Annotated in this window: 25 protein-coding genes and 1 other RNA gene; 22 read left to right on the plus strand and 4 right to left on the minus strand. The window is 46.7% G+C overall.

Features of this window, described 5'->3' with window-relative positions; genetic code table 11:
• Window positions 1-20: 20 nt before the first annotated feature.
• From rplI to radA, 4 genes are all read left to right on the plus strand, one after another.
• Window positions 21-566, plus strand: a complete 546-nt coding sequence (rplI, locus tag B4F66_RS07430; RefSeq protein ID WP_349676187.1) for a 50S ribosomal protein L9 — start codon at window positions 21-23, stop codon at window positions 564-566.
• A 100-nt stretch (window positions 567-666) separates the two neighbouring features.
• Entirely contained in the window at window positions 667-2,079 is a 1,413-nt protein-coding gene (gene dnaB, locus B4F66_RS07435) for a replicative DNA helicase (RefSeq protein ID WP_014706209.1), read from the plus strand.
• A complete protein-coding gene (alr, locus tag B4F66_RS07440) occupies window positions 2,076-3,164 on the plus strand; it encodes an alanine racemase (protein ID WP_292357811.1) in 1,089 nt (362 codons plus the stop codon). The genes dnaB and alr overlap by 4 nt, the downstream gene beginning before the upstream one ends.
• Entirely contained in the window at window positions 3,157-4,545 is a 1,389-nt protein-coding gene (gene radA, locus B4F66_RS07445) for a DNA repair protein RadA (RefSeq protein ID WP_292357813.1), read from the plus strand. The genes alr and radA overlap by 8 nt, the downstream gene beginning before the upstream one ends.
• Window positions 4,546-4,553: 8 nt before the next feature.
• Here radA and B4F66_RS07450 read toward each other — a convergent pair whose 3' ends face one another.
• Window positions 4,554-4,931 carry a PilZ domain-containing protein gene (locus tag B4F66_RS07450; protein ID WP_292357815.1) on the minus strand — a complete coding sequence of 126 codons (378 nt, stop codon included), beginning with the start codon at window positions 4,929-4,931 and terminating at the stop codon, window positions 4,554-4,556.
• Between the two features lie 61 nt (window positions 4,932-4,992).
• Between B4F66_RS07450 and hemJ the strand changes: the two genes are divergently transcribed.
• A complete protein-coding gene (gene hemJ / locus B4F66_RS07455; RefSeq protein ID WP_292357816.1) occupies window positions 4,993-5,418 on the plus strand; it encodes a protoporphyrinogen oxidase HemJ in 426 nt (141 codons plus the stop codon).
• 41 nt (window positions 5,419-5,459) lie between these two features.
• On the opposite strand, the gene B4F66_RS07460 is transcribed toward hemJ, so the two are convergent.
• Genes B4F66_RS07460 through B4F66_RS07470 form a run of 3 tightly spaced genes read right to left on the minus strand, consistent with a single transcriptional unit; the run spans window position 5,460 to window position 8,292 of the window.
• Window positions 5,460-6,032, minus strand: a complete 573-nt coding sequence (locus tag B4F66_RS07460) for a BON domain-containing protein (RefSeq protein ID WP_292357818.1) — start codon at window positions 6,030-6,032, stop codon at window positions 5,460-5,462.
• Window positions 6,033-6,070: 38 nt separating this feature from the next.
• The gene (locus B4F66_RS07465) at window positions 6,071-6,427 is read right to left on the minus strand and encodes a YraN family protein (protein ID WP_292357820.1); all 357 of its coding nucleotides are present in this window, start codon (window positions 6,425-6,427) and stop codon (window positions 6,071-6,073) included.
• Window positions 6,428-6,432: 5 nt separating this feature from the next.
• On the minus strand, window positions 6,433-8,292 hold the full coding sequence (locus tag B4F66_RS07470) for a penicillin-binding protein activator (protein ID WP_292357821.1): 1,860 nt from the start codon (window positions 8,290-8,292) through the stop codon (window positions 6,433-6,435).
• Between the two features lie 92 nt (window positions 8,293-8,384).
• On the opposite strand from B4F66_RS07470, the gene rsmI reads away from it, so the two are divergent.
• From rsmI to ftsA, 17 genes are all read left to right on the plus strand, one after another.
• A complete protein-coding gene (rsmI, locus tag B4F66_RS07475; RefSeq protein ID WP_292357823.1) occupies window positions 8,385-9,230 on the plus strand; it encodes a 16S rRNA (cytidine(1402)-2'-O)-methyltransferase in 846 nt (281 codons plus the stop codon).
• A gap of 24 nt (window positions 9,231-9,254) precedes the next feature.
• Window positions 9,255-9,607, plus strand: an RNA gene (gene rnpB, locus B4F66_RS07480) — RNase P RNA component class A.
• Between the two features lie 281 nt (window positions 9,608-9,888).
• Window positions 9,889-10,341 (plus strand): division/cell wall cluster transcriptional repressor MraZ, encoded by a 453-nt coding sequence (mraZ, locus tag B4F66_RS07485; protein ID WP_292357825.1) that lies wholly within the window; start codon window positions 9,889-9,891, stop codon window positions 10,339-10,341.
• A gap of 9 nt (window positions 10,342-10,350) precedes the next feature.
• A complete protein-coding gene (gene rsmH, locus B4F66_RS07490) occupies window positions 10,351-11,289 on the plus strand; it encodes a 16S rRNA (cytosine(1402)-N(4))-methyltransferase RsmH (protein WP_292357827.1) in 939 nt (312 codons plus the stop codon).
• Window positions 11,286-11,579: a cell division protein FtsL gene (gene ftsL, locus B4F66_RS07495; protein ID WP_292357828.1), complete on the plus strand. Its 294-nt coding sequence runs from the start codon at window positions 11,286-11,288 to the stop codon at window positions 11,577-11,579. The genes rsmH and ftsL overlap by 4 nt, the downstream gene beginning before the upstream one ends.
• Window positions 11,576-13,285 (plus strand): peptidoglycan D,D-transpeptidase FtsI family protein, encoded by a 1,710-nt coding sequence (locus tag B4F66_RS07500; protein ID WP_292357830.1) that lies wholly within the window; start codon window positions 11,576-11,578, stop codon window positions 13,283-13,285. The genes ftsL and B4F66_RS07500 overlap by 4 nt, the downstream gene beginning before the upstream one ends.
• Entirely contained in the window at window positions 13,282-14,802 is a 1,521-nt protein-coding gene (locus B4F66_RS07505; protein WP_292357832.1) for a UDP-N-acetylmuramoyl-L-alanyl-D-glutamate--2,6-diaminopimelate ligase, read from the plus strand. The genes B4F66_RS07500 and B4F66_RS07505 overlap by 4 nt, the downstream gene beginning before the upstream one ends.
• Window positions 14,799-16,151, plus strand: coding sequence for a UDP-N-acetylmuramoyl-tripeptide--D-alanyl-D-alanine ligase (locus B4F66_RS07510; protein WP_292357834.1), 1,353 nt, complete (start codon window positions 14,799-14,801; stop codon window positions 16,149-16,151). Before B4F66_RS07505 ends, B4F66_RS07510 begins: the two co-directional genes overlap by 4 nt.
• On the plus strand, window positions 16,151-17,233 hold the full coding sequence (mraY, locus tag B4F66_RS07515; RefSeq protein ID WP_292357836.1) for a phospho-N-acetylmuramoyl-pentapeptide-transferase: 1,083 nt from the start codon (window positions 16,151-16,153) through the stop codon (window positions 17,231-17,233). Before B4F66_RS07510 ends, mraY begins: the two co-directional genes overlap by 1 nt.
• Window positions 17,230-18,585: a UDP-N-acetylmuramoyl-L-alanine--D-glutamate ligase gene (murD, locus tag B4F66_RS07520; protein WP_292357838.1), complete on the plus strand. Its 1,356-nt coding sequence runs from the start codon at window positions 17,230-17,232 to the stop codon at window positions 18,583-18,585. The genes mraY and murD overlap by 4 nt, the downstream gene beginning before the upstream one ends.
• Window positions 18,582-19,721, plus strand: a complete 1,140-nt coding sequence (gene ftsW / locus B4F66_RS07525) for a putative lipid II flippase FtsW (protein ID WP_292357840.1) — start codon at window positions 18,582-18,584, stop codon at window positions 19,719-19,721. The genes murD and ftsW overlap by 4 nt, the downstream gene beginning before the upstream one ends.
• Window positions 19,718-20,797, plus strand: coding sequence for an undecaprenyldiphospho-muramoylpentapeptide beta-N-acetylglucosaminyltransferase (murG, locus tag B4F66_RS07530; protein WP_292357841.1), 1,080 nt, complete (start codon window positions 19,718-19,720; stop codon window positions 20,795-20,797). Before ftsW ends, murG begins: the two co-directional genes overlap by 4 nt.
• A complete protein-coding gene (murC, locus tag B4F66_RS07535) occupies window positions 20,790-22,208 on the plus strand; it encodes a UDP-N-acetylmuramate--L-alanine ligase (protein ID WP_292357842.1) in 1,419 nt (472 codons plus the stop codon). Before murG ends, murC begins: the two co-directional genes overlap by 8 nt.
• Complete coding sequence (gene murB, locus B4F66_RS07540; protein ID WP_292357844.1) at window positions 22,208-23,098, plus strand: UDP-N-acetylmuramate dehydrogenase; 891 nt, start codon at window positions 22,208-22,210, stop codon at window positions 23,096-23,098. The genes murC and murB overlap by 1 nt, the downstream gene beginning before the upstream one ends.
• Window positions 23,095-24,033, plus strand: coding sequence for a D-alanine--D-alanine ligase (locus B4F66_RS07545; RefSeq protein WP_292357846.1), 939 nt, complete (start codon window positions 23,095-23,097; stop codon window positions 24,031-24,033). The genes murB and B4F66_RS07545 overlap by 4 nt, the downstream gene beginning before the upstream one ends.
• On the plus strand, window positions 24,033-24,818 hold the full coding sequence (locus tag B4F66_RS07550) for a cell division protein FtsQ/DivIB (RefSeq protein WP_292357848.1): 786 nt from the start codon (window positions 24,033-24,035) through the stop codon (window positions 24,816-24,818). The genes B4F66_RS07545 and B4F66_RS07550 overlap by 1 nt, the downstream gene beginning before the upstream one ends.
• Window positions 24,818-26,068 carry a cell division protein FtsA gene (gene ftsA / locus B4F66_RS07555; protein ID WP_292357850.1) on the plus strand — a complete coding sequence of 417 codons (1,251 nt, stop codon included), beginning with the start codon at window positions 24,818-24,820 and terminating at the stop codon, window positions 26,066-26,068. Before B4F66_RS07550 ends, ftsA begins: the two co-directional genes overlap by 1 nt.
• The last annotated feature ends 32 nt before the right edge of the window (window positions 26,069-26,100 follow it).

The raw sequence follows: 26,100 nt of genomic DNA on the forward strand, positions 1-26,100 counted from the left end.
TGCGAATGAGGGTTAGAACGATGCAAGTAATTTTGCTGGAAAAAGTTCAAAAGCTGGGTAATCTGGGTGATGAAGTTAGTGTAAAAGCTGGCTATGGTCGTAACTTCCTGGTTCCTGCGGGTAAGGCTTTGCCTGCCAACAAAAACAACAGAGAAAAATTTGAAGCTCGTCGCGCTGAACTTGAAGCGGCTGCTGCCAAATTACTTACTGCAGCTCAGGAACGTGAGAAAAAGCTGGTTGCAGCTGGTGAAGTCGATATCATGGCTAACGCTGGTGTTGAAGGTAAATTATTCGGTTCGGTTACTGCTGCAGAAATCGCTGATGCGGTCAATGCAAAAGGCGCTGATGTAGACCGTAATGAAGTCCGTTTACCAACAGGACCTTTACGCCACACTGGTGAATACAACATTGATGTGCAATTGCATGCTGATGTTGTTGTGAGTGTGAAAGTCAATATCACTTCTGAAGCTGAGCTGGCTGCCATTGCTGCTGCTGAAGAAGCTCGTAAAGCACGTGATGCTGCACGTGAAGAAGCAGAAGCGATTGCCAAAGAGCAAGAGCAGTAAAAATTAGTTAAAAATTGGGACATGGTGTTCCATGTCCCAGTAATTTTGTGATTCGCTAATATGGAATCAAATGCTTGTTTAACCAGCTTGGACGAATGCTGTGGAACAGATAACTTATCCAGAAAGCTATCAAGACAGCGCAACTCAGGCCCTGAAGGTCCCGCCGCATTCAGTTGAAGCTGAACAATCGGTCTTAGGCGGCTTGATGCTTGATAACAGTGCCTGGGAACAGGTATCTGATCTCCTGGTTGAGCAGGACTTCTATCGTCACGACCATCAACTTATTTTCCGTGGCATAGCCGAATTAATGGAACAAGCCAATCCTGTAGACGTGATCACGTTGGCAGAATGGCACAATCAGCGCGGTGAACTGGATAAAGTCGGTGAATTGGCTTATCTCGGTGCCTTAGCGCGCAATACTCCCAGTGCTGCAAATATCAAAGCCTACGCCTCGATCGTTCGTGAACGTTCGATTCTGCGTCAGCTTATCCAGATTGGTAATAATATTGCTAATATGGCATTTACGCCTGAAGGCCGTAATAGCGAAGAAATGCTCGATACTGCTGAGCGACGCGTTTTTGAAATCGCAGAAAAAGGTGCCAAACGTGGCGGGGGTTTTATTCAGGTCAAAGATGTTCTGAGTAAGGTCGTCGATAAAATTGATACGCTGTTTGAACAGGATAGCGGTATCACCGGTTTACCAACCGGCTTTATTGATTTTGATGATCAGACATCTGGTTTACAGCCTGCCGATCTGGTCATTATCGCTGGTCGACCGTCGATGGGTAAAACCACCTTTGCAATGAATATTGCTGAAAATGCCGCGATTCACAGCAAACAGCCCGTTGCCGTATTCAGTATGGAAATGCCTGCTGACTCATTAGCAATGCGGATGTTGTCTTCGCTAGGTCGAATCGATCAGCATCGTTTACGTACTGGTCGATTAAACGATGATGACTGGCCACGCTTAACCTCAGCCATAGCGTTATTAAATGAAGCTCCGCTGTTTATTGATGATACCGGTGGTTTGACTCCCTCTGAACTGAGAGCCCGGGCGAGACGTTTAAAACGTGAGCATGGCCTGAGTTTGATCATTGTCGATTACCTGCAGCTAATGAGTGGCAGTGCCAACGGTCGTCAGGCAGAAAATCGTACCAATGAGATTTCAGAAATTTCCCGTTCATTAAAAGCACTGGCCAAAGAGCTCAATGTGCCGGTGATTGCGTTATCCCAGTTAAACCGTTCACTGGAGCAGCGACCAAATAAACGTCCGGTTATGTCGGATCTACGTGAGTCAGGTGCGATTGAGCAGGATGCCGATATCATTGTGTTTATCTATCGTGATGAAGTGTATAACGAAGATTCTGCAGAAAAAGGCAAAGCTGAAATCATCATCAGTAAACAGCGTAACGGTCCTATTGGCACCGTGGCATTAACCTTTCAGGGCAAATACACCCGGTTTGAAAACTTTGCCCCTGCGTACTACCAAGATTACGGTGATAATGAATCGTGAGTCGCTATCCGTTTGCCCGAATCGATCTGGCAGCACTGAAACATAATCTGCAACAAGTTCGTCATTTCGCCCCAAACAGTAAAGTGATGTCGGTCATTAAAGCTGATGCTTACGGGCACGGCGTCATTCAGGTTGCTCAGGCGCTCATGCAAAGTGATGCATTTGCAGTGGCCCGATTTAGTGAAGCATTAACGTTACGAAAACATGGATTTGTCCAGCCGATTACCATTTTTGAAGGTGTCAGCACCCTAGAAGAATGGCAGTTGGCTGCTGAATTTGAGTTGACGCCGGTCTTGCATCAGCAACAGCATCTTGAGTTTTTATTAAAAGCGCAAATCCATCAGCCATTACCTTTTTTATGGCTGATGTTGGAAACCGGTATGCACCGTCTAGGTTTACCGCAACAGGACGTAATAAAGATTATTGATGCACTTGAACAACGTTCAGATCTGGTGAGCAAGCTTGGTTTAATGAGTCATTTTGCCAACTCGGATGTATTAAATGATGCACGTAATATCCAACAATTAACGGTTATGAAAAATCTGGCTGAAACAACAGGCTTGCCAGTGTGTATGGCTAATTCAGCAGCGATTATAAGTTTGCCTGAATCGCATTATGACTGGATAAGGCCCGGTCTGATGTTGTATGGCGCCTCACCATTTGCCAATAAATCAGGGGCTGATGTTGGACTCAAGCCGGTCATGCAATTGATCTCCAAATTGATTGCGACGCAGCAATTAAAAGCTGGGGATGAAGTCGGCTATGGCGGTCAGTGGACCGCTGATAAACCCGTGCGTATGGGCGTGGTCAGTATTGGTTACGGTGATGGCTACAGTCGTCATTTATCCAATCTTGGCAAAGTCTTGATTCGAGGTAAAGATGTGCCGATTATTGGTCGCGTCTCGATGGATACCGTCTGCGTCAATCTGAATGATTGTCCCCAGGCGCAACTGGATGATGAGGTGATTATCTGGGGGGCCAACGAGTTGGCGGTTGAATGGTTAGCCGATAAAGCCGGAACCATACCCTATGAATTATTAACCTGTGTGACACCGAGAGTTCAAAGGGAATATTTGAATGGCTAAAGCCAAGCGAGTGTATGTCTGCCGTGAGTGTGGCGCTCAGACCCCACAATGGGCTGGGCGCTGTGCAGATTGCGGTGCATGGAACAGTCTTGAAGAATCCGTGCAGAGTAGCGCCAAACCTTCCACGGCAATGAACAAACATACGGGTTATGCCGGCCAGCAACAAAATACTGTACAGGCATTAAAAAGCATTACTTCTGAACAGGCAGTGCGTTGGTCTACCGGACTGCCGGAATTGGATCGGGTTCTGGGTGGAGGGCTGGTAACCGGTTCTGTCGTGCTTATTGGTGGCGATCCCGGGATTGGTAAGTCAACTCTATTACTGCAAGCTATGGCTAGTATGGCCGAGCTTAGTGGTATTAATCCGCTTTATATCAGTGGGGAAGAATCGTTACAGCAAATTCGTTTGCGTGCTGAACGCTTACAGTTGCAGGAAACCCCGGTTGATTTACTGGCAGAGACTCATGCCGAACAAATGATGGCTATTGCTCATCAGCGTCAACCGCAGGTGATGGTTATTGATTCGATTCAAACGGTATTTACCGAATTGTTGCAATCGGCGCCCGGAACAGTGGCACAGGTGCGTGAAAGTGCAGCCCAGTTGGTAAGGTTTGCCAAATCCAGTGGCATCACGATGATTCTGGTGGGACATGTTACCAAGCAAGGAGCTTTAGCCGGGCCAAGGGTTTTGGAGCATATGGTTGATACCGTATTGTATTTTGAAGGTGACAGTTCGACACGGTTCCGTATTTTACGTGCTGTCAAAAACCGCTTTGGCGCGGTCAATGAACTCGGCGTATTTGCCATGACCGAGCTGGGCCTGAAAGAAGTCAGTAATCCTTCAGCGATATTTCTGTCGCGAGGCGAAAAAGCCGTTCCTGGCAGTATGATTACAGTGATTCGAGAAGGCAGCCGGCCAATGCTGGTTGAAGTCCAGGCTCTGGTTGATGAAAGTCCGTTGGGCAATCCACGACGTGTTTCAGTCGGCCTGGAACAAAATCGTCTGGCCATGTTATTGGCAATTCTACACAGACATGGTGGTATTACCTGCCATGATCAGGATGTATTTATCAATGTTGTGGGTGGCGTGAAATTAAGCGAAACCGGTGCCGATCTGGCAGTGCTGACAGCGGTGATTTCCAGTTTACGAAATAAAGCCATACCGCAGGACTGGGTGGTGTTTGGTGAAGTGGGGCTAACCGGAGAAATTCGGCCAGTTCAGGCCGGGGAAGAACGGATCCGTGATGCAGGAAAACATGGCTTTAAAGTGGCACTTGTTCCTGCAGCCAATGCGCCAAGAAAAGCAATTCCAGGGCTTAAAGTTATTGCTGTACATCATTTGCAACAGGCCATTGACGCACTGAAAGATGGCTGGTTGTAATTACGGCTTCAGTTTTCGGGCATATCCACTAAGGCCGAGAGTTCGCGATGCAGTAAGCCTTCGTCAGCGAGATTTAATTCCACCAGTTTTTTCAGGTGGGTAATGCTGTCAAGGTCGATTAGTTTGCAATGAAAACCGATGCTGTTGGCATCCATATGCGCCATTTCTGCCTGCATTTTAATCACCACCTGTGCCTCGTCGAGCAACAAATCAACGGTAAAATGATCTGTCAGTTTGCCTGCCCAGTTTTCTGGCCGGCCAATCAACAGCCCATTAAGTGACACATCAATGACCCGACAATTCAGATACATATCACCCTCAGTCGTTAAAATATGAGCATTCGCCGTAAAAGGGATTCGACTAAAATATCTTCGTTCATCCGACATCGGTGATCTCCAGTTTAATATGACTGATACTATCATTCTTTTTGATAAGGAGTCATAGCAGATGTTATGGGTAAAAGCGTTCCATTTAATGGCGGTTGTCACCTGGTTTGCCGCATTGTTTTATTTACCAAGGCTGTATGTGTACCACGCCATGTGTGAAGACCAGGAAGGCAGGGATCGTTTTAAAATTATGGAGCGCAAACTCTACCGGGGCATCATGACACCAAGTGCCATTGTTGCTTTGGTTCTGGGGATCTGGCTGATGAGTTATTACACGCTGGAGCAATTAAAATCCATGCACTGGTTGCATGCCAAACTGACGCTGGTGGTATTACTGTTTGCATATCATGGTATGTGTGGACGAATGCTTAAACAGTTTGCCGCGGATAAAAATCAACACAGTCACGTGTTTTATCGCTGGTTTAACGAAATGCCTGTACTGATTTTAATTGCTGTAATGATCCTGGCCGTAGTGAAACCGTTTTAAAAAAAAGCCCCTCGGAGAGGGGCTTTGATGACACAGATTAATCAATCTATATATTCGAATATTTTTACTACGCGTAATACACCCTTGGTAGAGCGAGCAACGGCTACAGCCTGATCTGCCTCAGCCTTGGTGAGTTTACCCATAAGATAAACGATGCCTCTTTCTGTCACTACTTTCACATAAAAAGGGTCAACATTTTCGTCCTGGGTCATTTTTGTTTTTAACTTGGTGGTGATCCAGCTGTCGCTGCTACGGGAAGTTAAAGCGCTAGGGCCTGAAATCGCCAGCTCATTGTAGACTTTGCGTACTTTAGGAATATCTTTAACCAAAGTAGTAGCTTTTTGTTTAAGTGATTCAGTAGGTGTTTCGCCGGAGAGCAATACGAAGCCGTTATAACTGGTCACATTAATATTGCTCTGGTTATAGAGATCTTTATCCTGGAAAATGGCATATTTGGCTTTGATTTCGATGCTTTGGTCGTCAAGGATGGCGCCTGCTGTCCGACGGTCATAGGCAACCGCAGCCGTGGTAGCTGCACCGCCCACAACTGCTGCTGCACAGGCTTGCAACAATAAAATGGGTATCAGTAAGAAAACCAGTCTGAATTGGTACATGAATATTTTCCTCGTTGGGTGGGTGCTGAAAAATGCTGTTAGTTTAGTTGAAAAGCATCGCGAATCCATAATATTTGATCGGGTTGATTTGCGGTGATGGCGATGGCATCAAATCGACAGTTGTGTGCCCATCCCGATTGCATCAGATAATGTTGGGCTGTGGTGATGATACGTGATTGTTTACGGCTTGTAATACTTTCCAGAGCGCTTCCATGATAACCATTACGACGATAACGCACCTCAATAAAGACTAAGGTTTGTCCATCCTGCATGATCAAATCAATCTCACCCCGACGACAATAAAAATTTCGCTGCACAAGCTTTAAACCCTGCTTTTCCAGGTAGTTACAGGCTAATTGTTCTGCCTGCTTACCAGACTGGAGATGTTCTGCCATAGGCTTTATTCAATGTTTAATGGTTCAATCAATCCATTACGTATGGTGGCAAAGGACATAGTACGTTCAATCTGACCCTGTTCATTAATAGTCAGTATCCCTGTGGCTCCATTATATTTTTCATCTTCTGAACCACTCATCGCTGTCAGGAAAGGAATCATGCGATAGGCATCAACCCCCAATGCTGCTAAACGGATAAAGCTGCCGACATCACCAGAGGCCTGTCGACGCACAGCAGTATAGGCAGGATCCTGTTGTGATTGCTCGGTAAACATCCAGGGAATATCGGTAAAAATTAACCCATTCAGATCAATATCCTGTTGTGCATTAGCCTCACCACCATAGGCATGGGATGTAGCGAGAATTGGCAATTTACCTGAGCGGTGAAAACGTAACTGGGTTAATAGCTGGCGTGCTTTTAAAGGCCTGCCCACCATAAACAGAAAATCTACATCCTGACGTCTTCTTGGTTCGAATTCCAGGGATTTCCCCAGTGTGCGACGCAGGTTTTGGTAACGCTGAACACTGCTGTCTACTCCCAATATTGGTGTCAGAATATGAGAATAGTCATTTTCTGCTTCATCATATTTAGCACGAGTGACAAGTTGCCCGCCTGAATCGCGCCATTCATTGGTAAATGCTTCAGCAACCCTGTCCCCCCAATCACTGCGGGGACTTAAGACAATTGCCCGTTTATATCCCATTTTATTGGCATATTCCGCCTGGTTTCGTGCATCATCTTCAGGCGCCAGAGCAAACTGGAAAAAATTATTCTGCTCAATATCTTCATTGATTCGGTTAAGAGCCAGCACAGGAATCGTTAATGTGTCATGTGCCGCAAGCAACTCAACGGAGGTTTTATCCAGCGGCCCAATAACGATATTTGCACCATCAGCAACGGCTTTATCGTATTGTGATATCACGTTATTGGAATTAGCATTGTTATCGGTTTGAACATCGTAAAATTGCAAACGTACATTGGAACGAGCGTTGAAATGGGCAGCAATGATGCCCTGACGAATAGCTTGAGCAGCGTTTGCCGCCGGGCCGGAATCAGGTAACAGGATACCAATCAAATCCAGTTGTTGAGGAAGGCGAAGAGGCGTTTTGATAGATTTTTTTAATTGTTCAATATCAGCCGGGTGATTTGGATAACTGTATTGCCAGTCTTCAATCGCAACTTCCATGGCTTCGGGATTATTTTCATAAGCCTTAAAGGCATACGCCAGAGCAAACCAACCACTATCTTCAGCGGGTGGTTGGCCAGGATTGTATAAATCCAATGCCTGTGGAGTCATTTTCAGTAATGTCTGCCACAACGCGAGATGGTTATTTTCCCGTTCGCTCTCAGGCAGCATTGGATCTAACTTGATATGAGCCAGAGCCTTTTCCAGCATGTTTTCAGTCAAATCGTAAGCGGTGATTCTCAGTTCCAGAATGCGTTTTTGTTGTGCTTCATTGGCACTGTCAAAATCAATCTTGTCCAAATGGGTTAGTGCTTGCTGACCATCCAGATTCAATAAGGCGATATCTGCGCGCAGCATATTGGCTGTGAGTTGTTCACGTGAGGAAAGTTGTTCGAGGTTGGTTTCAGCGAGCAGTGCATCTGCTTCAGCCAGTTCACCTAACTCATACTGCATCATTGCCGCGCGATATTGAAATGCCGATTTGAGTGCACCTTCAGATTCCGCTGCTTGGGCAAGATAATCTTCTGCAGCAACCGCATAATCCCCCTGTTTTTCTGCTTCAGAAATTAACGACGTCATCTCTGGGGCTGATGGTTTGGTATCCATTGATATCGGTTGGCAGGCGGTTAAAGCCAGTAATACCAACAACATAAACAGGGCGGAAAATCGTTGCGTCATAAGCTACATCAAATTTAGTTCGGAGAAGGCATCATCTTACCTGTTCGCGTATATTACGACCAGAATCAATATTTTTTTTCAGGATAGTTACCGTGAAAGATACAACAGCCGCACTTTATATCGTTGCCACCCCAATTGGAAATCTGGCGGATATTTCAGCGCGCGCTATTGAAGTTCTGTCCTCAGTAGATGTGATTGCCGCTGAAGATACCCGCCATAGCAAATATCTGTTGCAGCATCATGGAATTGAAACCTCCACTATTTCATTGCATGAACACAATGAACAGCAACGCAGTGAATTATTGTTATCACGCATTGCCGCAGGTGAATCAATTGCTCTGATTTCGGATGCCGGCACACCCTTAATCAGTGATCCTGGTTATAGATTGGTCAATATGGCGCGTGAACAGGGAATTAAAGTAATTCCTATTCCGGGCGCGTGTGCCGTTATCGCTGCGTTATCCGCTTCAGGATTATCTGCAGAACGCTTTGCCTTTGAAGGCTTTTTACCACCAAAATCGACCGCACGCCTCCAGGCCCTAAAAAGTCTGGCAAATGAGCCCCGTACGCTGATTTTTTATGAAAGCCCTAAACGCATGGTAGCCAGTTTGCAGGATATGTTGACAGTCTTTGGTGGCGATCGAAAAGCCTGTCTGGCACGTGAGCTGACCAAAATGTTTGAAACCATTGTCACCTTGCCTTTGGCAGAGTTAGTGGACGTTGTTATCAATGATGCTAATCACCAAAAAGGCGAGATTGTGTTGCTGGTTGAGGGGCAGGCGGCAGTTGTCGATAGCGATGAGGCGGAAGAGGTCAGAGTGTTACAAATCCTGCTAGATGAGGTGTCTTTAAAACAGGCTGCTGCCATTACAGCCTCCATTCTCGGTATCAAGAAAAACAAAGCCTATGAAATGGCGTTGAAACTTCAGCAAAAATAATGCTGCTCCGGTAAAATAGTGCGTTGAGATGGCCAGACAATCGCGCTTGCAAAAGTGAGGAAAGTCCGGGCTCCAAAGGGTAAGGTGCCAGGTAACGCCTGGGGGACGTAAGTCCACGGCCAGTGCAACAGAGAGTAAACCGCCTGAATGTAAGTTCAGGTAAGGGTGAAAGGGTGCGGTAAGAGCGCACCGCGCTTCTGGTAACAGAAGTGGCATGGTAAACCCCACCAGGAGCAAGACCAAATAGAGGAACAAATGCTTCGGCATGACATGCGGCCCGCATGGTTCCCGGGTAGGTTGCTTGAGGCAGATGGTGACATCTGTCCCAGATGAATGATTGTCCACGACAGAACCCGGCTTATCGGCCATCTCAAACTTTTTCTGTTTCACCCATCTGAAAATATTTTTTCTGCGAGTCAAATTCTGCCTTTATTCTAGAATCTACTTTAACTTCCGATGCCAGTTTTTTGATAAGAAATAAGTCCTCGTTTTCACCTTGATCCACTTTCTCCCCACTTTCATGAAATTGCGCTAAGTCCTTGTCGTAAAAAGAGGATTTTCTTAATTTTGATGCTTGACTTCGTTATGTTGCACTCCTATAGTGTCGGAAAGTGGGGAAAAGTGGATCTTTGTGGATCCTTCAATTTGAGGACTAACAGTGTTTCGAGGCGTAGCAACTTTCAATCTGGATGCAAAAGGACGGATGGCCATTCCAGCCAAGTTCCGTAAGCATCTTGATGTCTGCTGCGAGGGCCGTTTGGTGATCACCATCGATCACTCAGACCACTGTCTACAGGTTTATCCACTGCCAGAATGGGAAACGGTTGAACAAAAACTATCTGCGCTACCAAGTTTGAATCCTCAGGTTCGTCGCCTCAAACGCATGCTGCTCGGCTATGCCACCGAGTGTGAAATGGATAGCAACGGTCGCATCTTGTTGCCGGCAAAACTACGTGAATTCGCAGGTTTAGATAAAAATATCGTGATGATTGGTCAGGGAAACAAGTTTGAGCTGTGGGATGAACAAAGCTGGAATACATTGATGGACGCATGTCTTCAGGAAGACTTTGACGCAATACTGCCAGCCGAACTCGAAACGCTGTCGATATAGGGCGGAGTCATGACAAACCAACTCCCAACACATCAACCGGTCCTTTTGAAAGAGACCGTCGAGGGACTGTTTATTCAGCCTGACGGTATCTATGTGGATGCGACTTTTGGTCGTGGTGGTCACTCTCGTGCCATTCTCCAACAACTTTCAGCAAACGGTCGTTTATTAGGATTGGATCGTGATCCAACTGCAGTGGAAGCAGGTCAGGCATTGGCGAAAATGGATACGCGCTTTGCGATTGAACATTGTGCTTTCTCTGAACTTTCAACGGTTATCCATTCCCGGCTCTGGCAAGGGAAGGTAAACGGTATTTTGATGGATATCGGTGTGTCTTCACCACAACTTGATGAGGCTGAACGTGGATTCAGTTTTCAACATGATGGCCCATTGGATATGCGGATGGATCCGACATCCGGCATGAGTGCGGCCGAATGGCTTGCCAGTGCTGAAATGAGCGAAATTGCTACTGTGATTAAAACGCTGGGTGAAGAACGTTACGGTAAACGTATTGCTTCCGCCATTGTGGAAACACGTGAACATACCCCTATCACCACAACAAAACAGTTGGCTGATTTGGTGGATAAAGCGAGTCCAACCCGCGATAAATTCAAACATCCGGCGACGCGTACTTTCCAGGCCATTCGTATTTTCATCAATAGTGAACTGGAAGAATTAACCAGTGCACTGGAACAGGCTTTAGAGATCCTGGCTGTGGGCGGTAGATTGGTCGTTATCAGTTTTCATTCGCTGGAAGATCGCATCGTCAAACGTTTTTTCCGCGACCAGGCGAAAGGTGATGATTTGCCCGCGCATTTTCCGGTGACAGCAGACCAATTAAATCCTCGTCTTAGAATTATCGGCAAGGCCATCAAAGCGGATGAAGCTGAGTTATCGGTGAATGTTCGCTCTCGCAGTGCGGTCTTACGTGTGGCGGAGAAACTTGCATGATCTGGCCTACGTTTTTCGAACATATCCGTATTGATTTGCCTGTGCTAGTCATGACTTTATTGGTGCTGGTCTCATCAGTTGCAGTGATCTATACCAAGCATGCGGGTCGTAGCGAATTTGTCGCGTTGCAGCAATTGGAAAACAGACGTGATCAATTGAATGAAGAGTGGGGCAAATTGTTACTGGAACAGAGCACATGGGCCAGTCCAGCCAGAGTTGAACAGCAGTCCCGTACCCGCCTGAATATGCAGGTACCCAGTAATGAACAAACCGTGGTGGTCAAACCATGAGTCGGCGCAAGCAAAACGGATATCAGCAAACCGGCAGCTGGCGGCTGAATCTGGTCAGACTGTCCTTTATCCTGATTGGTCTGGGTCTGTTATGGCGACTGGTGGATATTCAGGTGTTAAACCCTGATTTTCTGCGTAACCAAGGCGATGCCCGGCATCTGCGTAATGTTCCAATTGTGGCCCATCGGGGAATGATTCTGGATCGTCATGGCGAACCTTTGGCGATAAGTACCCCAGTCCATTCTGTTTGGTTAAACCCTCAGGTAACAGATGCAGAAGATCCAAAGCTGACCAAATTAGCTTCTATTCTGGGCATTGATGCCAATAATATTCGTCAACGGATTTATCAGAACCCTGAACGTGAATTTCTTTATTTAAAACGTCGGGTCAAGCCGGAAATCTCGGATCAGGTAAAACAATTAAAAATTGGTGGCGTTGCGTTGCAACGCGAATACAAACGCTATTATCCAACAGGTGAAGTAACAGCCCATGTGGTGGGCTTTACCAATATTGATGATGTTGGTCAGGAAGGACTGGAACTTACCTACGAGCCATTACTGACCGGTGTACCTGGACTGCGTCGCATGGTGCGAGACAGTAAAGGTAATTTTGTTGGTGGTGGCGATCCTATTCGCCCGGCAAAAGCTGGTGAAAACATCCAGTTAAGTATCGATTTGCGTTTGCAGTATCTGAGTTATAACGCGCTTAAAAACGCGGTTGATAAGCATGGTGCGAAATCAGGCTCTGCGGTGATTCTGGATGTTCAGACTGGTGAAGTCTTAGCGATGGTTAATCAACCAGCTTTTAATCCAAATAATCGTTATGGTGTGCAGTCGGCTGACTTACGTAATCGTGCTGTGACCGATCTGTTTGAACCAGGTTCAACAGTAAAACCTTTTACCGTTGCCAGTGGTTTGAAATCAGGCAAATTTGATCTCAACACGATGATCAATACACATCCAGGTACGATGCGGGTCAGTGGGCATACTATCCGTGATTTCCGCGATTACGGCATCATTAATTTGGCCACATCAATTCAAAAGTCGAGTAATGTTGCGGCCAGCAAAATTGCGTTGGAACTTGAACCAATGGAATTGTGGCAGGATTTTGCCAGTTTTGGCATGGGCGCTGAAAGTGGCGCCTATTTCCCGGGGGAAGCCATGGGAACTTTACCTGATCCGCGGACATGGCGAACCTTGGATCGGGCCACGCTGGCTTACGGTTATGGATTGGCAACAAATACGTTACAACTCGCCAGAGCTTATACCATCATTGGTAATGGCGGCATTATGCGCAATGTCACGTTTATCAAACAGGATAAAACACCCAAGGGACGTCGAGTTTTTTCCAAAGATTTAATGGAAACCGTACGCGGTTTGATGGAATTGGTTGTGCTTCCAGGTGGGACTGCCCAACGGGCGGCGGTACCAAATTACAGTGTAGCCGCAAAAACCGGCACGGTTAAAAAAGCTATGGCGGGAGGGTATACCGAGAGTGAGTATCAATCGCTGTTTGCTGGTTTGATACCGGCCAAAAATCCCCGCTTGGCAATGGTGGTGGTGATTGATGAACCAACAGGCGAAGAGTATTACGGTGGTGCAGTAGCCGCACCAGTATTTGCTGATGTTATGGTGGGTGCCATGCGTTTACTGAATATTGCGCCTGATGCACTTCCCCAAACGCAATTACAGGTGGCGCATCAATGAACTATCAAATGCGTCTTATTGATTTAATGCAACTGGTTGATAGTGACACGGTGTCGACAACAGTGGTTAGCGGTCTGAGTCTGGATAGCCGTCGGCTCAAATCAGGAGATTTGTTTTTTGCCTTAGCTACAGATCTGGAAATCCGAGACCAACATATTAAGCAGGCAGCTAAAGCCGAAATTGCAGCTGTTTGCTATTCAGCAGAAGCACCTTTGAAACCAGAGCTGAGAAAACATCTGCAACAACGGCAAATTGAAATGGTTGCTGTTAATGATTTGAAGGAGCAAACCGCTCGCCTGGCTGCGGCATTCTATCAATATCCTTCGGCAACAATGACGGTCATAGCGGTCACCGGTACCAATGGTAAAACTTCTGTCACCCAGTTTATCGCTCAGGCACTGGAAAACGCCGGTCAACCTTGTGGTGTTATAGGAACATTGGGCAGTGGAAGACTAACTGAGATAAAAGATCACGGCATGACAACGCCGGACCCCGTGCGTTTACAAGCAATGCTTGCAGAAATGCGTGACAACGGAATCCAGTACGTCGCTCTGGAAGCATCTTCACATGCTTTGGAACAGGGACGGCTGAATTTTGTTGATATTAACTATGCCGTATTGACCAATTTAAGTCGGGATCATCTTGATTATCACCAGAGTATGTTGGAGTACGCGGCGGCAAAACAACGTTTATTTGATTTTGCATCGCTAGAGGCTGCAGTAGTCAATGCTGACGATGACTTTGGTCAGCAGATATTGTCTTTACTTAAAAAAAATCAGATTAACAGTGTGGAGTATAGCTGCAGTAATTCCAAAGCAAATGTGTTTGCCAGTGATATTCAGGCGACAACTAATGGCTTGCAATTCAATTTACATAATGCGCAGCAAACAGTGGCCATTCAAACCCGTTTACTCGGCAGATTCAATGTCGAAAATCTATTGGCAACCGCCGGTGTACTTGCGTTAGTTGGTTGGTCAACGGATGAAATTGCCGACGGATTAAATCAATTAACCAGTGTAAATGGACGCATGCAACTGTTGGCGAGCAGTCTGCAACCATCAGTTGTGATTGATTTTGCCCATACTCCAGATGCATTGGAAAAAGCTCTGCTGGGTATGCGTCAACATATGGAAAGTCGTTCGAAACTCTGGTGTGTATTTGGTTGTGGCGGTGAACGCGACAAAGGCAAACGGCCTTTGATGGGGAAAATCGTCAGTGAGTTAGCCGACAAACTGGTCGTTACTGATGACAACCCGCGTGGTGAGGAAAGTATGAAAATCATCGAGCAGATCCTGGCTGGTTGCCACAAACAAGCAGATATTCATATTGAAGCTGATAGAAAGCTAGCGATCGAATACGCCATTATCGATTCTGCTCTTGATGACATGGTCCTTATAGCCGGAAAAGGCCATGAACAATTTCAGGAAGTCGCTGGCGTAAAAACACCTTTTAATGATAACGAGATAGCGATGCAGGCCATACACAAACGTCACTCAGCAACAAGGGTAACTTTATGACCACTATTCACCTGAGCAAAATTGCTGAGCAACTGAACGCCGAGTTACACGGCGAAGATGCCGTGATGACAGGCAGCAAGATTGATAGCCGTCAGATTGAAAATGGTGATTTGTTTGTCGCGCTGTCCGGCGAGAATATGGATGGCCATGATTTTATAGAGCAGGCACGTTTGGCGGGTGCAAGTGGGGCATTAGTTAATCGGTATATTGCCAATGAACTGCCTCAGATTGTGGTTGATGATGTCACCAAAGCCTACGGAGCGATTGCCAGACTATGGCGGGAAAACAGTCATGCAAAAGTTGTCGCGGTAACAGGTAGTAACGGTAAAACCACGCTTAAGGAAATGATTTCATCCATTCTGGCGCAATCTGGCAACGTTTTGTCTACAAAAGGAAATCTGAATAATAATCTTGGTGTTCCGCTTACCCTGACGCGTCTTAATGATAGCTACGATTATGCGGTGATCGAAATGGGCGCAAATCATTCAGGTGAGATTGCCACTCTGGTTGCCATGGCGGAGCCCGATGTTGCTGTAATCAATAATGTCGGCGCAGCGCATCTCGAAGGTTTTGGTTCATTGCAGGGCGTGGCTGAAGCAAAAGGTGAAATCTATGCCGGCCTGAAAGCTGATGGCGTTGCGGTAATCAATGCCGATATGCCTTATGGCGATTTATGGAAACAAATACTCGGAGCGCGCCAACACATCAGCTTTGGGCTGCAGCAACCCGCAGATATTGTCGCATTAGACCTGCAGTTAGCCATTACCGGTAGTCATTTTATGGTGCGACTGGATGGGGTTTGTCATTTTATCTTTTTACCGTTACCCGGAATTCATAATGTCAGCAATGCCTTAGCGGCCATTGCGGTATGTTCAGCGCTCAGCATTGAGCCGGAAGCAATTGTTAAAGGTTTGGCTGCAATCAAAGCTGTTCCGCATCGCTTGCAATTACGCGAAGCGGTTAATAACGCATTAGTGATTGATGATACCTACAATGCTAATCCCGGATCGTTTCGTCAGGCCCTGCAAACTTTGATGCAGTTCCCGGGGGAACATTGGTTGGTACTGGGTGATTTCGGCGAGCTCGGACCAGAAAGTACTGCTATTCATCAACAGTTAGGTCGAGATGCACAGGCAGCTGGTGTGAAACGGTTGTTTACCATTGGGCAGCAAAGCCAGCTGGCCTCGGCAGAGTTTGCTGATAATGCACAGCATTTCAATGAGCTGTCAGAGTTGGAAGCGGAACTGAAAAATGCACTGAATAAAGATGTGGCGTGCTTGATTAAAGGCTCTCGCTTTATGAAGCTGGATAAGCTGGCGGATGCACTGGCCGTTGGAGGAGAAGCCTGATGCTGTTAATACTGAGTGAATATCTGAGCCAGTATTACACCGGCTTTAATGTCTTTCAATATCTGACATTACGGGCCATTTTAGGGGTAATGACCGCATTGGGAATTGCCCTGATTGTGGGTCCTACGATGATCCGACATCTCAGTTTCAGACAGATTGGCCAGGTGGTCAGAAATGATGGACCTGAATCCCATATCAGTAAAACCGGTACGCCCACCATGGGCGGTTCTTTAATACTGGTTGCAATTGCCGTCAGTACCCTACTGTGGGCTGATCTGACAAACCGTTACGTTTGGGTGGTGTTACTGGTTACGCTGCTGTTTGGCACAATTGGCTTTGTTGATGATTACATCAAGCTGGTTCGTCAGGATCCCAAAGGACTGTTAAGCCGTTATAAATATTTCTGGCAATCAGTAGTGGGTTTGGGGGCTGCAATATTTCTGTACATGACAGTACAGACACCCGCCGAAACGCAGCTTATCGTGCCATTTTTTAAAGAAATCATTATCCCTCTGGGGGCATGGTATCTGCTGGTGGTCTATTTGGTCATAGTTGGCAGTAGTAATGCTGTGAATCTGACAGATGGTCTCGATGGTTTAGCGATTATGCCTACGGTAATGGTCGCGGCAGCGTTAGGGCTATTCAGTTATGTTGCAGGACACTTTGAGTTTGCCAATTATCTGCAAATTCCACATATCCCTGGGGCTGGAGAATTAACCGTATTCTGTGCCGCAATGGTGGGTGCTGGATTGGGATTCCTCTGGTTTAACACCTATCCAGCCCAGGTTTTTATGGGTGATGTCGGTGCTTTGGCACTGGGCGCAGCGCTGGGAACGGTTGCGGTTCTGGTACGCCAGGAATTGGTATTACTGATTATGGGCGGGGTTTTTGTCATTGAAACTCTGTCAGTAATGATTCAAGTGGCCTCATATAAATTACGTGGCAAGCGAGTGTTCTTGATGGCGCCAATTCATCATCACTATGAATTAAAAGGCTGGCCGGAACCCCGCATTATTGTTCGATTTTGGATCATCACCGTATTTCTGGTGCTGGTCGGTTTAGCGACGTTGAAAATACGATGACAGCAGAATTACAGCAACATAGTTCTCATTACAGCCTGATTGTTGGACTTGGGCAGACAGGATTGTCATGCGCACGGTTTTTATTGCAGCAGGGTAATGCTGTGGCGGTAATTGATAGCAGTGAAAAACCTACCTGTCTGAATGCTCTGCAAAAAGACTATCCAGAAGTTGTCGTGAAAACGGGTGGTATCCCTGCCGATTGGTTAATGCGAGCTGACAGTATTGTATTGAGCCCCGGCGTTGATCCGCGTTTGCCCCAGATTAAACAGGCAGCAGAAGCCGGGATTGAGATTATTGGTGATATTGAGTTATTTGCACGCCACGCCAACGCCCCCATCATTGCAATAACCGGTTCGAATGGTAAAAGTACCGTCACCACCTTAGTCGGTTTAATGGCACAAATGGCCGATAAAAAAGTTGCAGTTGGCGGGAATCTTGGTACACCGGCATTGGATTTGTTGACTGATCCTGCTCCAGATTTCTATGTACTTGAGTTGTCCAGTTTTCAGATGGAAACAGTGCATTCTATGAATGCATTTGCTTCAGTGATACTCAATGTCAGTCCCGATCATCTGGATCGTTACGATTCGATCGAAGATTACCAGCGTGCTAAACAAAGGGTTTATAACGGTAGCGGTGTCATGGTGATAAACCGAGATGATCCTATTGTCTCTGCGATGGCTGAGGCTGGAAGAGATCAGCTTGGTTTCAGTCTGCATGAATCAACCGGTTATGAGTTTGGTGTACTGACCCAGAGAGGACATCTCTGGCTGGCTGAAGGCGATACGCCGTTAATGCTGGTCAGTGATATGAAAATTGCCGGTAGCCATAATATTGCCAATGCATTGGCGGCATTAGCTCTGGGGTCTGTAATGGGCCTGCCGATGGATGCCATGTTAAAAGCCTTAAAAGAGTTCAAAGGGCTGCCACATCGCTGTCGGTTTGTACGCGAATTACACGGAGTACGCTGGTTTAATGATTCTAAAGCCACTAACGTTGGCGCCAGTATCGCTGCAATAGAGGGTATTGCAGAGAATGGCAAGATTGTTTTGATTGCCGGTGGTGTTGGCAAAGGACAGAATTTTGCGCCGTTAAGACCGATCCTCAATGACTATGTCAGCACTATCGTGTTGATTGGTCAATCTGCTGAAGAAATAGCCAAACATGTACCGGAAACGGTTCAGGTCCATTTTGCAGCAGATATGAAAGCTGCAGTTCAGGCGGCAAATATTTCTGCACAAATGGGTCAACAGGTTCTGCTTTCACCAGCCTGCGCGAGTTTTGATCAGTTTGCCAATTACGCTGATCGTGGCGACCATTTTGAACAGGCTGTCAGGGAGTTGGCGGCATGAGTCGTGTAAGCACCTACTTCGATTCAAAGCTTTTAATGGCCGCATTGGCCTTATTGTTGATTGGTTTGATTATGGTGTGTTCAGCTTCCATTACCATTGCTGAGAACAAAACCGGACAACCATTATATTTCTTTATCAGGCAACTGGCTTTTGCCGGGCTTGGATTGTTTTTTGCCTGGTGTGTGATGTCGATAAGATTGTCTCATTGGCAACAAATGGCACCGATGTTGTTGATGGTTGGTGTTGGTCTATTAGTATTGGTTTTGATTCCTGGGATCGGCAGAGAAGTTAACGGTAGTTCACGTTGGTTACCTTTGGGGCCAGTCAACCTTCAGGTAGCCGAACTGATTAAATTGTTTGCCATTATTTACGTGGCAGATTATCTGCAACGCCATCATGGACAACTAAACACATCCTTATTAAAGGTATTGTCTCCATTACTTTTGTTGAGCGTAGCAGCAGTATTGATGTTAATGCAGCCTGATATGGGCTCCATCGTCGTCATTTTGTCCACCGTATTGGTGATGATGTTTCTGGGCGGTGCCAGATTAGACGTATTTATTGGATTGATCGCCATTCTGGCAGGGTTGTTTACTATGATGGTCTGGCTGGCGCCTTACCGTCTGCAACGTCTACAAAGTTTTATGGATCCCTGGGCCGATCCGTTTGGAAGCGGTTTCCAGTTAACGCAGGCACTAATTGCATTTGGTCGCGGTGATTGGCTGGGAGTGGGTTTAGGCAGCAGCATGCAAAAATTGTTTTATCTGCCCGAAGCACATACAGATTTTTTATTTTCAATTCTGGCAGAAGAACTCGGGTTGATTGGTGCTGTGGCAGTAATCGCTTTGTTTCTGACCATGATTTGGCGTGCGTTGGCGATAGGCCGAGCAGCAGAAGAAGCGGGTCAATTATTCGGCGCACAAGTCGCCTTTGGCATTTCGGTATGGCTGGGGTTACAAGCTTGCGTCAATATTGGCGTCAATATGGGCGTGTTACCTACCAAAGGCCTCACATTGCCATTAATGAGTTATGGCGGTAGTAGTCTGGTTATTGTTTGTGTTGCCATTGGCCTGTTATTGCGAGTAGATCTGGAAACCCGTCAACCAGAAAAAGCGTCAGCGAGGGTCAAACGATGACTCGCGTATTAATTATGGCTGGTGGAACTGGCGGACATGTATTTCCAGCATTAGCTGTGGCTGAAGAACTGCGTTCACGTTCGGTGGATGTTGAATGGATTGGCACAGAGCGTGGTATTGAATCCCGTTTAGTACCAGCAGCTTCCTTTAAATTAAATTTAATTCCGATTAAAGGCTTACGTGGCAATGGCCTTTTCGGTTGGCTGGTAGCGCCGTTAAGGATCTTACGTGCAGTGCTCGAATCCAGAAAAGTGATTAAACGTTTTCAGCCTGATGTGGTGATCGGCCTGGGAGGTTTTGCTTCAGGCCCAGGTGGTCTGGCAGCATGGCTTTCCGGCAAACCGTTATTGATACATGAACAAAATGCTATTGCCGGATTAACAAATCGCTTGCTGGCAAAAATTGCCAAACAGGTATTGCAGGGATTTGAAAACAGTTTTGTTAGCAGTAAGAAAACCAGATGGGTTGGCAATCCAGTTAGAAAAGAAATTGAACAGTTACCTGAGCCACAGATTCGCTATCAGGCACGGGCTCAGAAACCGTTAAAACTATTGGTGCTAGGTGGCAGTCTGGGAGCAAAAAGTTTAAATCAGGTTGTACCGCAGACGCTGGCATTACTCAGTAAAGAACACACAATCAATGTCATTCATCAATGTGGTGAAAAACATCTGGCTGACTGTCAGCTTGCTTATGAACAGGCAGGAGTAGCGGGTACGGTCACCCAGTTTATTGACGATATGGCGAAAGCCTATAGCGAGGCAGATCTGATAATTTGCCGGGCAGGTGCACTGACCGTGGCCGAGGTCGCAGCAACAGGTATCGCGGCAATTCTGGTGCCTTATCCGTATGCAGTAGATGACCACCAGACTCACAATGCTCAGGCATTAAAAGACGCAGGCGCTGCATTACTTATAGCCGATTCAGCACTTAACGCAAAAGATCTGGCAGCAGTAATACGGCCATTACTGGCAAACCGAAAACATTTGGAACAAATGGCAATACAGGCAAGAACATTGGCAAACCCCGGAACAGCAATGCAGATAGCAGATATCTGTCTAGAGTGGGCAAATGGCTAAATTAACCTCAGCAATGCAAAGTCGGGTCAAACATATCCATTTCATCGGAATTGGTGGTGTCGGTATGGGCGGAATTGCCGAAGTACTGCTGAATCTGGGATATCAGGTCAGTGGTTCGGACTTGAATGAAAACAGTTTGATTCAACACCTGCGCCAGCTTGGAGCCAACATCATGATTGGTCATGACGCGGAATACCTTAAAGGTGCTGATGTGGTAGTAGTAACAACCGCAGTGAGCGCTGACAACGTTGAAGTTATGGCGGCTCGTGAACAGCGTATTCCAGTAGTGCCTCGTGCAGAGATGCTGGCTGAATTAATGCGTTTCAGTTATGGCATTGCCGTGGCGGGTACGCATGGTAAAACCACTACAACCAGCTTAACTGCTGCATTGTTAAGTGAAGGCGAGTTGGATCCAACCTTTGTGATAGGTGGTCGATTAAACAGTGCGGGGTCCAATGCAAGATTAGGTACCGGACGTTATTTAGTCGCTGAAGCAGATGAAAGTGATGCGTCCTTTTTATACCTGCAGCCGATGATCGCCATTGTGACCAATATTGATGATGATCATATGGCGACCTACGAAGGGGATTTTGAAAAGCTTAAAGCCACTTTTATTGAATTTCTGCATCACTTGCCGTTTTATGGTCTTGCGGTGTTATGCATAGATGATGAAGAGGTTCAGAGCATATTGCCTGAAGTGACTCGTCCCATTACAACCTATGGCCAGGATGAAAGAGCCGACTTTAGAATCAGTGATCTGCAGCAGTACCAGGGGCAAAGTGAGTTTACAGTCAGTGAAGCTCAAAGTGGTGTGCAATATCAGGTTCGTTTAAATATGCCCGGTCTGCACAATGCACTCAATGCGACAGCTGCTTTAGCCGTCGCCCGTAACTTGGGTGTTGACGTAGCCGCTTGCCAACGGGCGCTATTGAAGTTTGATGGTGTTGGCAGACGCTTCAATATTCTTGGCGAGAAAACCATCGGCCAGGGGCAGGTGTTACTGGTAGATGATTATGGTCATCATCCTACAGAAATTGCAGCGACAGTTGCCGCTAGCCGCGGGGGCTGGCCGGATCGTCGTTTAGTGGTTGTTTTCCAGCCACATCGATATACCAGAACGCGTGATTTGTTCGAAGATTTTGCCCGTGTGCTGTCAACGATAGATGTTTTGGTTGTGCTGGAAGTTTACCCTGCAGGCGAAAATAAAATTGCGGGTGCTGATGCTCGCAGTTTATGCCGTGCCATACGATTGCGTGGACAGGTTGAACCGGTATTTGTGGAAGATAAACAAGCCTTGTTTTCTGTTCTTCCGGGATTACTAAAGGATCAGGATCTATTGCTTACCCTTGGTGCGGGCGATATCGGAACCATCGCTAAAGAGTTGGATCAACAACTTGAGGAGATGAGCTAATGGTCTCCATGTTTAACGAGTTGCAAGGCGAATTGAAAATAAATGAGCCGTTATCTCAGCACACTTCATGGCGAGTTGGCGGAATAGCAAAGCGTTTTTATCAGCCAAAAGATAAAAATGATCTGGCGTCTTTTTTACGCCAGTTGCCAGCTGATGAACCCTTATTATGGTTAGGCTTGGGGAGCAATTTATTAATACGCGATGGCGGTTTTGCTGGCACGGTTATCAGCATGGCCGGAACCATGCAGGCGCTGGATATAGATGATCAAAGAGTTACCGCAGAAGTAGGTGTTTACTGCAGCAAAGTTGCCAAGCAATCCGCCAAACAGGGTTTAAGTGGTGCAGCCTTTCTGGCAGGTATTCCAGGCACATTTGGTGGTGCATTGGCGATGAATGCCGGTGCTCATGGCTGGGAAACCTGGCAGTTGGTCAAAGAGGCAACAACCGTAACGCGTCAGGGCGAGTTGAAAAAGCGTTCAGCCAGTGACTTTAAGGTTGCCTATCGTCATGTCGAACTGCCAGAAAAAGAATGGTTTGTCTCAGCCACATTGGAGCTACAGCTGGGAGATGCAGAAGCTGAAACTGCATTAATTAAACAGCTACTGAAAAAACGCAACGACAGCCAACCCACTAATCAACCTTGTGCCGGTTCAGTATTTCGTAATCCACAAGGCGATTATGCCGGGCGCTTAATCGAGCAGTGCGGTTTGAAGGGATTGCGAGTTGGCGGGGCAAGTGTGTCGCCAAAACATGCCAACTTTATTGTCAATGACGGGGCTGCCAGCGCGGCTGATATTGAAGATTTGATTAATTTAGTCAGACAACGTGTAGAAGCAGAGACAAAAGTGCGATTGATCCCCGAAGTTCACATTATCGGAGAGCACGCATGAGTGAAATAAATATTACTCCACAAAGTTTTGGTCGGGTTGCTGTGTTGATGGGTGGACGTTCAGCAGAACGTGAGATTTCGTTGAAAAGCGGCCGTGCGGTATTAGCTGCTTTACAGTCACTCGGAGTCAATGCTGTTGAGCTGGATGTAGATAAAACGGTTAGTGAACGTTTGCGTCAGGATAAATTTGATCGGGCATTTATTATCCTGCATGGCCGTGGCGGTGAAGACGGTGAAATTCAGGGTGTTTTGCAGTCATTGCAAATTCCTTATACCGGTAGCGGCATCACCGGTGCGGTACTGTCAATGAATAAACGTTTGAGCAAACAGATTTGGCAAAGTCAGGGTTTACCAACACCAAAATATGTGCGCTTAAATCGTCAGTCCAACCCTCAGAAAATTGTTGAAGAATTGGGTTTGCCGATAGTCATCAAGCCGGTCAACGAAGGTTCCAGCATCGGTATGAGTAAGGTGACATCAACCGAAGCACTGCAACAAGCCATCAGCCTTGCTTTTGACTATGACGATGAAGTTATCGCTGAACAATGGGTGCATGGGGCGGAATACACGGTGAGCATTTTGAATGGAGAAGCGCTGCCGGTTATTCGATTAACAACACCCAGAGAGTTTTACGACTTTGAAGCCAAGTATCTGGCGGATTCAACCGAATATTTGTGCCCGTGTGGTTTAAGTGATGCTGATGAAAAACGCTGTCAGCAATTGGCAATCAACGCTTTCAATGCGCTCAACATGTCTGGCTGGGGACGCATTGATGTTATGGCGGATCAGCAAGGTGATTTTTACTTGTTGGAAGCGAATAGTGTGCCCGGTATGACTGACCACAGCCTGGTGCCAATGGCAGCTCGTCAGGCAGGAATCAGTTTTGAAAATCTGGTTGGGCAGGTATTAAAGAGCAGTCTGGAGGGCAAACGCTGATGGCTATCAGACAACGTCCAAAAGCCGGAGCAACACGGACCCGTGTGGTGAAACCACGCGAACAAATGAACTGGCAAAGTAACTTGCGAAATGTCAGTACTGTGTTGGTTCTGTTGATACTGATTGTCGGTGTCGTTTATTTAAACAACACAGATACGCTGCCGATTCAGCATGTCACGGTAGAAGGTGAATTAATCAATACCGATAAACAGGATTTGATTGAGGCGGTAACCCCATATGTGACCGGTAGTTTCCTTGATGTAAACGTGGCAGGAATTCGTGCGGCAGGTGAAGCACTTCCCTGGGTATCACAAATACAGGTAAGACGTGTTTGGCCGGATACCTTGCATTTAATGGTCAGTGAGCATCAGGCAATTGCATTGTGGAATGAAGATGGTCTGGTCAATACACGTGGCCAGGTGTTTTATCCCGAGAGCGGAAAAATGCCTGCCGGACTTATTCAGTTATTTGGGCCTGAAGGCAGCAGTGAGTTGATGTCACGGCAACTGGTGACTATTCAGCAGTCTGTAGATTCGCTTGGATTAAGGGTGAAAAGTCTGACCATGGATGAGCGCCGTTCCTGGCAGGTGAAATTTACAGATGATATGCAGCTGCAATTGGGACGTGCAGAAAGTGAGCAGCGATTAGCCCGATTTATTCGAGTATTTGAAGGCCCGTTGGCCAGTTACCGCGATCAAATCAAAATTGTGGATATGCGCTACACCAACGGACTTGCAGTTGTTTGGAAAACCGGTAAGCAACCTGATTTTAATGGAATTGTGTAATGTCGAAACGAATTGAAAGAGAACTGATTGTCGGACTGGATATCGGCACTTCCAAAGTGGTAGCGATCGTGGCAGCGCCGATTCTGGATGCCGGTCCCAATGACAATAAACTGGAAATTATCGGTATCGGTTCGCATCCGGCCAGAGGCATGAAAAAAGGGGTAGTGGTCAATATTGAATCTACTGTGCAATCCATTCAGCGAGCGGTAGAAGAAGCCGAGCTGATGGCTGGATGCCAGATCCACTCTGTATTTGCCGGGATTGCCGGGAGTCATATTCGTAGTCTGAACTCACATGGCACCGTAGCCATTCGAGATAAGGAAGTGACACAGGGCGATTTGGACCGGGTACTGGATGCCGCTCGGGCAGTTCATTTCCCTGGCGATCAGCAATTACTGCATGTATTGCCTCAGGAATTCATTATCGATAACCAGGAAGGTATACGTGAGCCTATCGGCATGTCAGGAGTACGGCTGGAAGCCAAAGTGCATCTGATTACCGGGGCTGTCAGTGCCGCTCAAAACATCACCAAATGTATCGAGCGCTGTGGATTGATTGTTGATGGAATCATATTGGAACAGATGGCTTCCAGCTACTCGGTACTGGAACAGGACGAGAAAGAACTCGGTGTCTGCATCGTCGATATCGGTGGAGGTACAACGGATATTGCCGTGTTTATTGATGGTGCCATACGTCATACCGCTGTGATTCCGATCGCTGGCGATCAGGTTACTAATGATATTGCGGTGGCCTTACGTACGCCCACCCAGTATGCCGAAGAAATCAAAATCAAATATGCCTGTGCACTGACACAACTGGCACGGGAAGATGAAACCATAGAAGTGCCAAGTGTCGGAGACAGACCTCCTCGTCAACTGGCGAGACAGACACTGGCCGAAGTGGTTGAACCACGTTATGAAGAATTATTAATGCTGGTACAGGCTGAACTGCGTCGCAGTGGCTTTGAAGAAATGTTAGCTGCCGGAGTGGTATTGACCGGAGGCAGTTCAAAAATGGAAGGTGCAATCGAACTGGCAGAAGAAGTTTTCCATTTGCCGGTAAGGCTTGGTGTACCCCAGCATGTTGGTGGTTTAGTAGATGTAGTACGTAATCCAATCCACGCCACAGGTGTGGGTTTATTACTGTTTGGAAATGAACAAGTGAGTACCGGACACAGTGAATCTGTGATCTCGGATGGTTTTAAAGGAATGCTTGCCAGAATGAAAAGTTGGTTTCAGGGCAATTTCTGAGCAAGCCTTGTTAGTAAATAAAGAGGGGAGAA

The organism is Methylophaga sp. UBA3603 (assembly GCF_002375335.1).
In the GTDB taxonomy this organism is placed as follows: Bacteria; Pseudomonadota; Gammaproteobacteria; order Nitrosococcales; family Methylophagaceae; genus Methylophaga.

Excerpts from the sequence above, each read along its gene's own strand:
- rplI (WP_349676187.1), top strand. The coding sequence starts at position 21 with ATGCAAGTAATTTTGCTGGAAAAAGTTCAAAAGCTGGGTAATCTGGGT.
- radA (WP_292357813.1), top strand. The coding sequence starts at position 3,157 with ATGGCTAAAGCCAAGCGAGTGTATGTCTGCCGTGAGTGTGGCGCTCAG.
- B4F66_RS07450 (WP_292357815.1), bottom strand. The coding sequence starts at position 4,931 with ATGTCGGATGAACGAAGATATTTTAGTCGAATCCCTTTTACGGCGAAT.
- hemJ (WP_292357816.1), top strand. The coding sequence starts at position 4,993 with ATGTTATGGGTAAAAGCGTTCCATTTAATGGCGGTTGTCACCTGGTTT.
- B4F66_RS07460 (WP_292357818.1), bottom strand. The coding sequence starts at position 6,032 with ATGTACCAATTCAGACTGGTTTTCTTACTGATACCCATTTTATTGTTG.
- B4F66_RS07465 (WP_292357820.1), bottom strand. The coding sequence starts at position 6,427 with ATGGCAGAACATCTCCAGTCTGGTAAGCAGGCAGAACAATTAGCCTGT.
- B4F66_RS07470 (WP_292357821.1), bottom strand. The coding sequence starts at position 8,292 with ATGACGCAACGATTTTCCGCCCTGTTTATGTTGTTGGTATTACTGGCT.
- rsmH (WP_292357827.1), top strand. The coding sequence starts at position 10,351 with ATGACAAACCAACTCCCAACACATCAACCGGTCCTTTTGAAAGAGACC.
- ftsL (WP_292357828.1), top strand. The coding sequence starts at position 11,286 with ATGATCTGGCCTACGTTTTTCGAACATATCCGTATTGATTTGCCTGTG.
- B4F66_RS07500 (WP_292357830.1), top strand. The coding sequence starts at position 11,576 with ATGAGTCGGCGCAAGCAAAACGGATATCAGCAAACCGGCAGCTGGCGG.
- B4F66_RS07505 (WP_292357832.1), top strand. The coding sequence starts at position 13,282 with ATGAACTATCAAATGCGTCTTATTGATTTAATGCAACTGGTTGATAGT.
- B4F66_RS07510 (WP_292357834.1), top strand. The coding sequence starts at position 14,799 with ATGACCACTATTCACCTGAGCAAAATTGCTGAGCAACTGAACGCCGAG.
- mraY (WP_292357836.1), top strand. The coding sequence starts at position 16,151 with ATGCTGTTAATACTGAGTGAATATCTGAGCCAGTATTACACCGGCTTT.
- murD (WP_292357838.1), top strand. The coding sequence starts at position 17,230 with ATGACAGCAGAATTACAGCAACATAGTTCTCATTACAGCCTGATTGTT.
- ftsW (WP_292357840.1), top strand. The coding sequence starts at position 18,582 with ATGAGTCGTGTAAGCACCTACTTCGATTCAAAGCTTTTAATGGCCGCA.
- murG (WP_292357841.1), top strand. The coding sequence starts at position 19,718 with ATGACTCGCGTATTAATTATGGCTGGTGGAACTGGCGGACATGTATTT.
- murC (WP_292357842.1), top strand. The coding sequence starts at position 20,790 with ATGGCTAAATTAACCTCAGCAATGCAAAGTCGGGTCAAACATATCCAT.
- murB (WP_292357844.1), top strand. The coding sequence starts at position 22,208 with ATGGTCTCCATGTTTAACGAGTTGCAAGGCGAATTGAAAATAAATGAG.
- B4F66_RS07545 (WP_292357846.1), top strand. The coding sequence starts at position 23,095 with ATGAGTGAAATAAATATTACTCCACAAAGTTTTGGTCGGGTTGCTGTG.
- B4F66_RS07550 (WP_292357848.1), top strand. The coding sequence starts at position 24,033 with ATGGCTATCAGACAACGTCCAAAAGCCGGAGCAACACGGACCCGTGTG.
- ftsA (WP_292357850.1), top strand. The coding sequence starts at position 24,818 with ATGTCGAAACGAATTGAAAGAGAACTGATTGTCGGACTGGATATCGGC.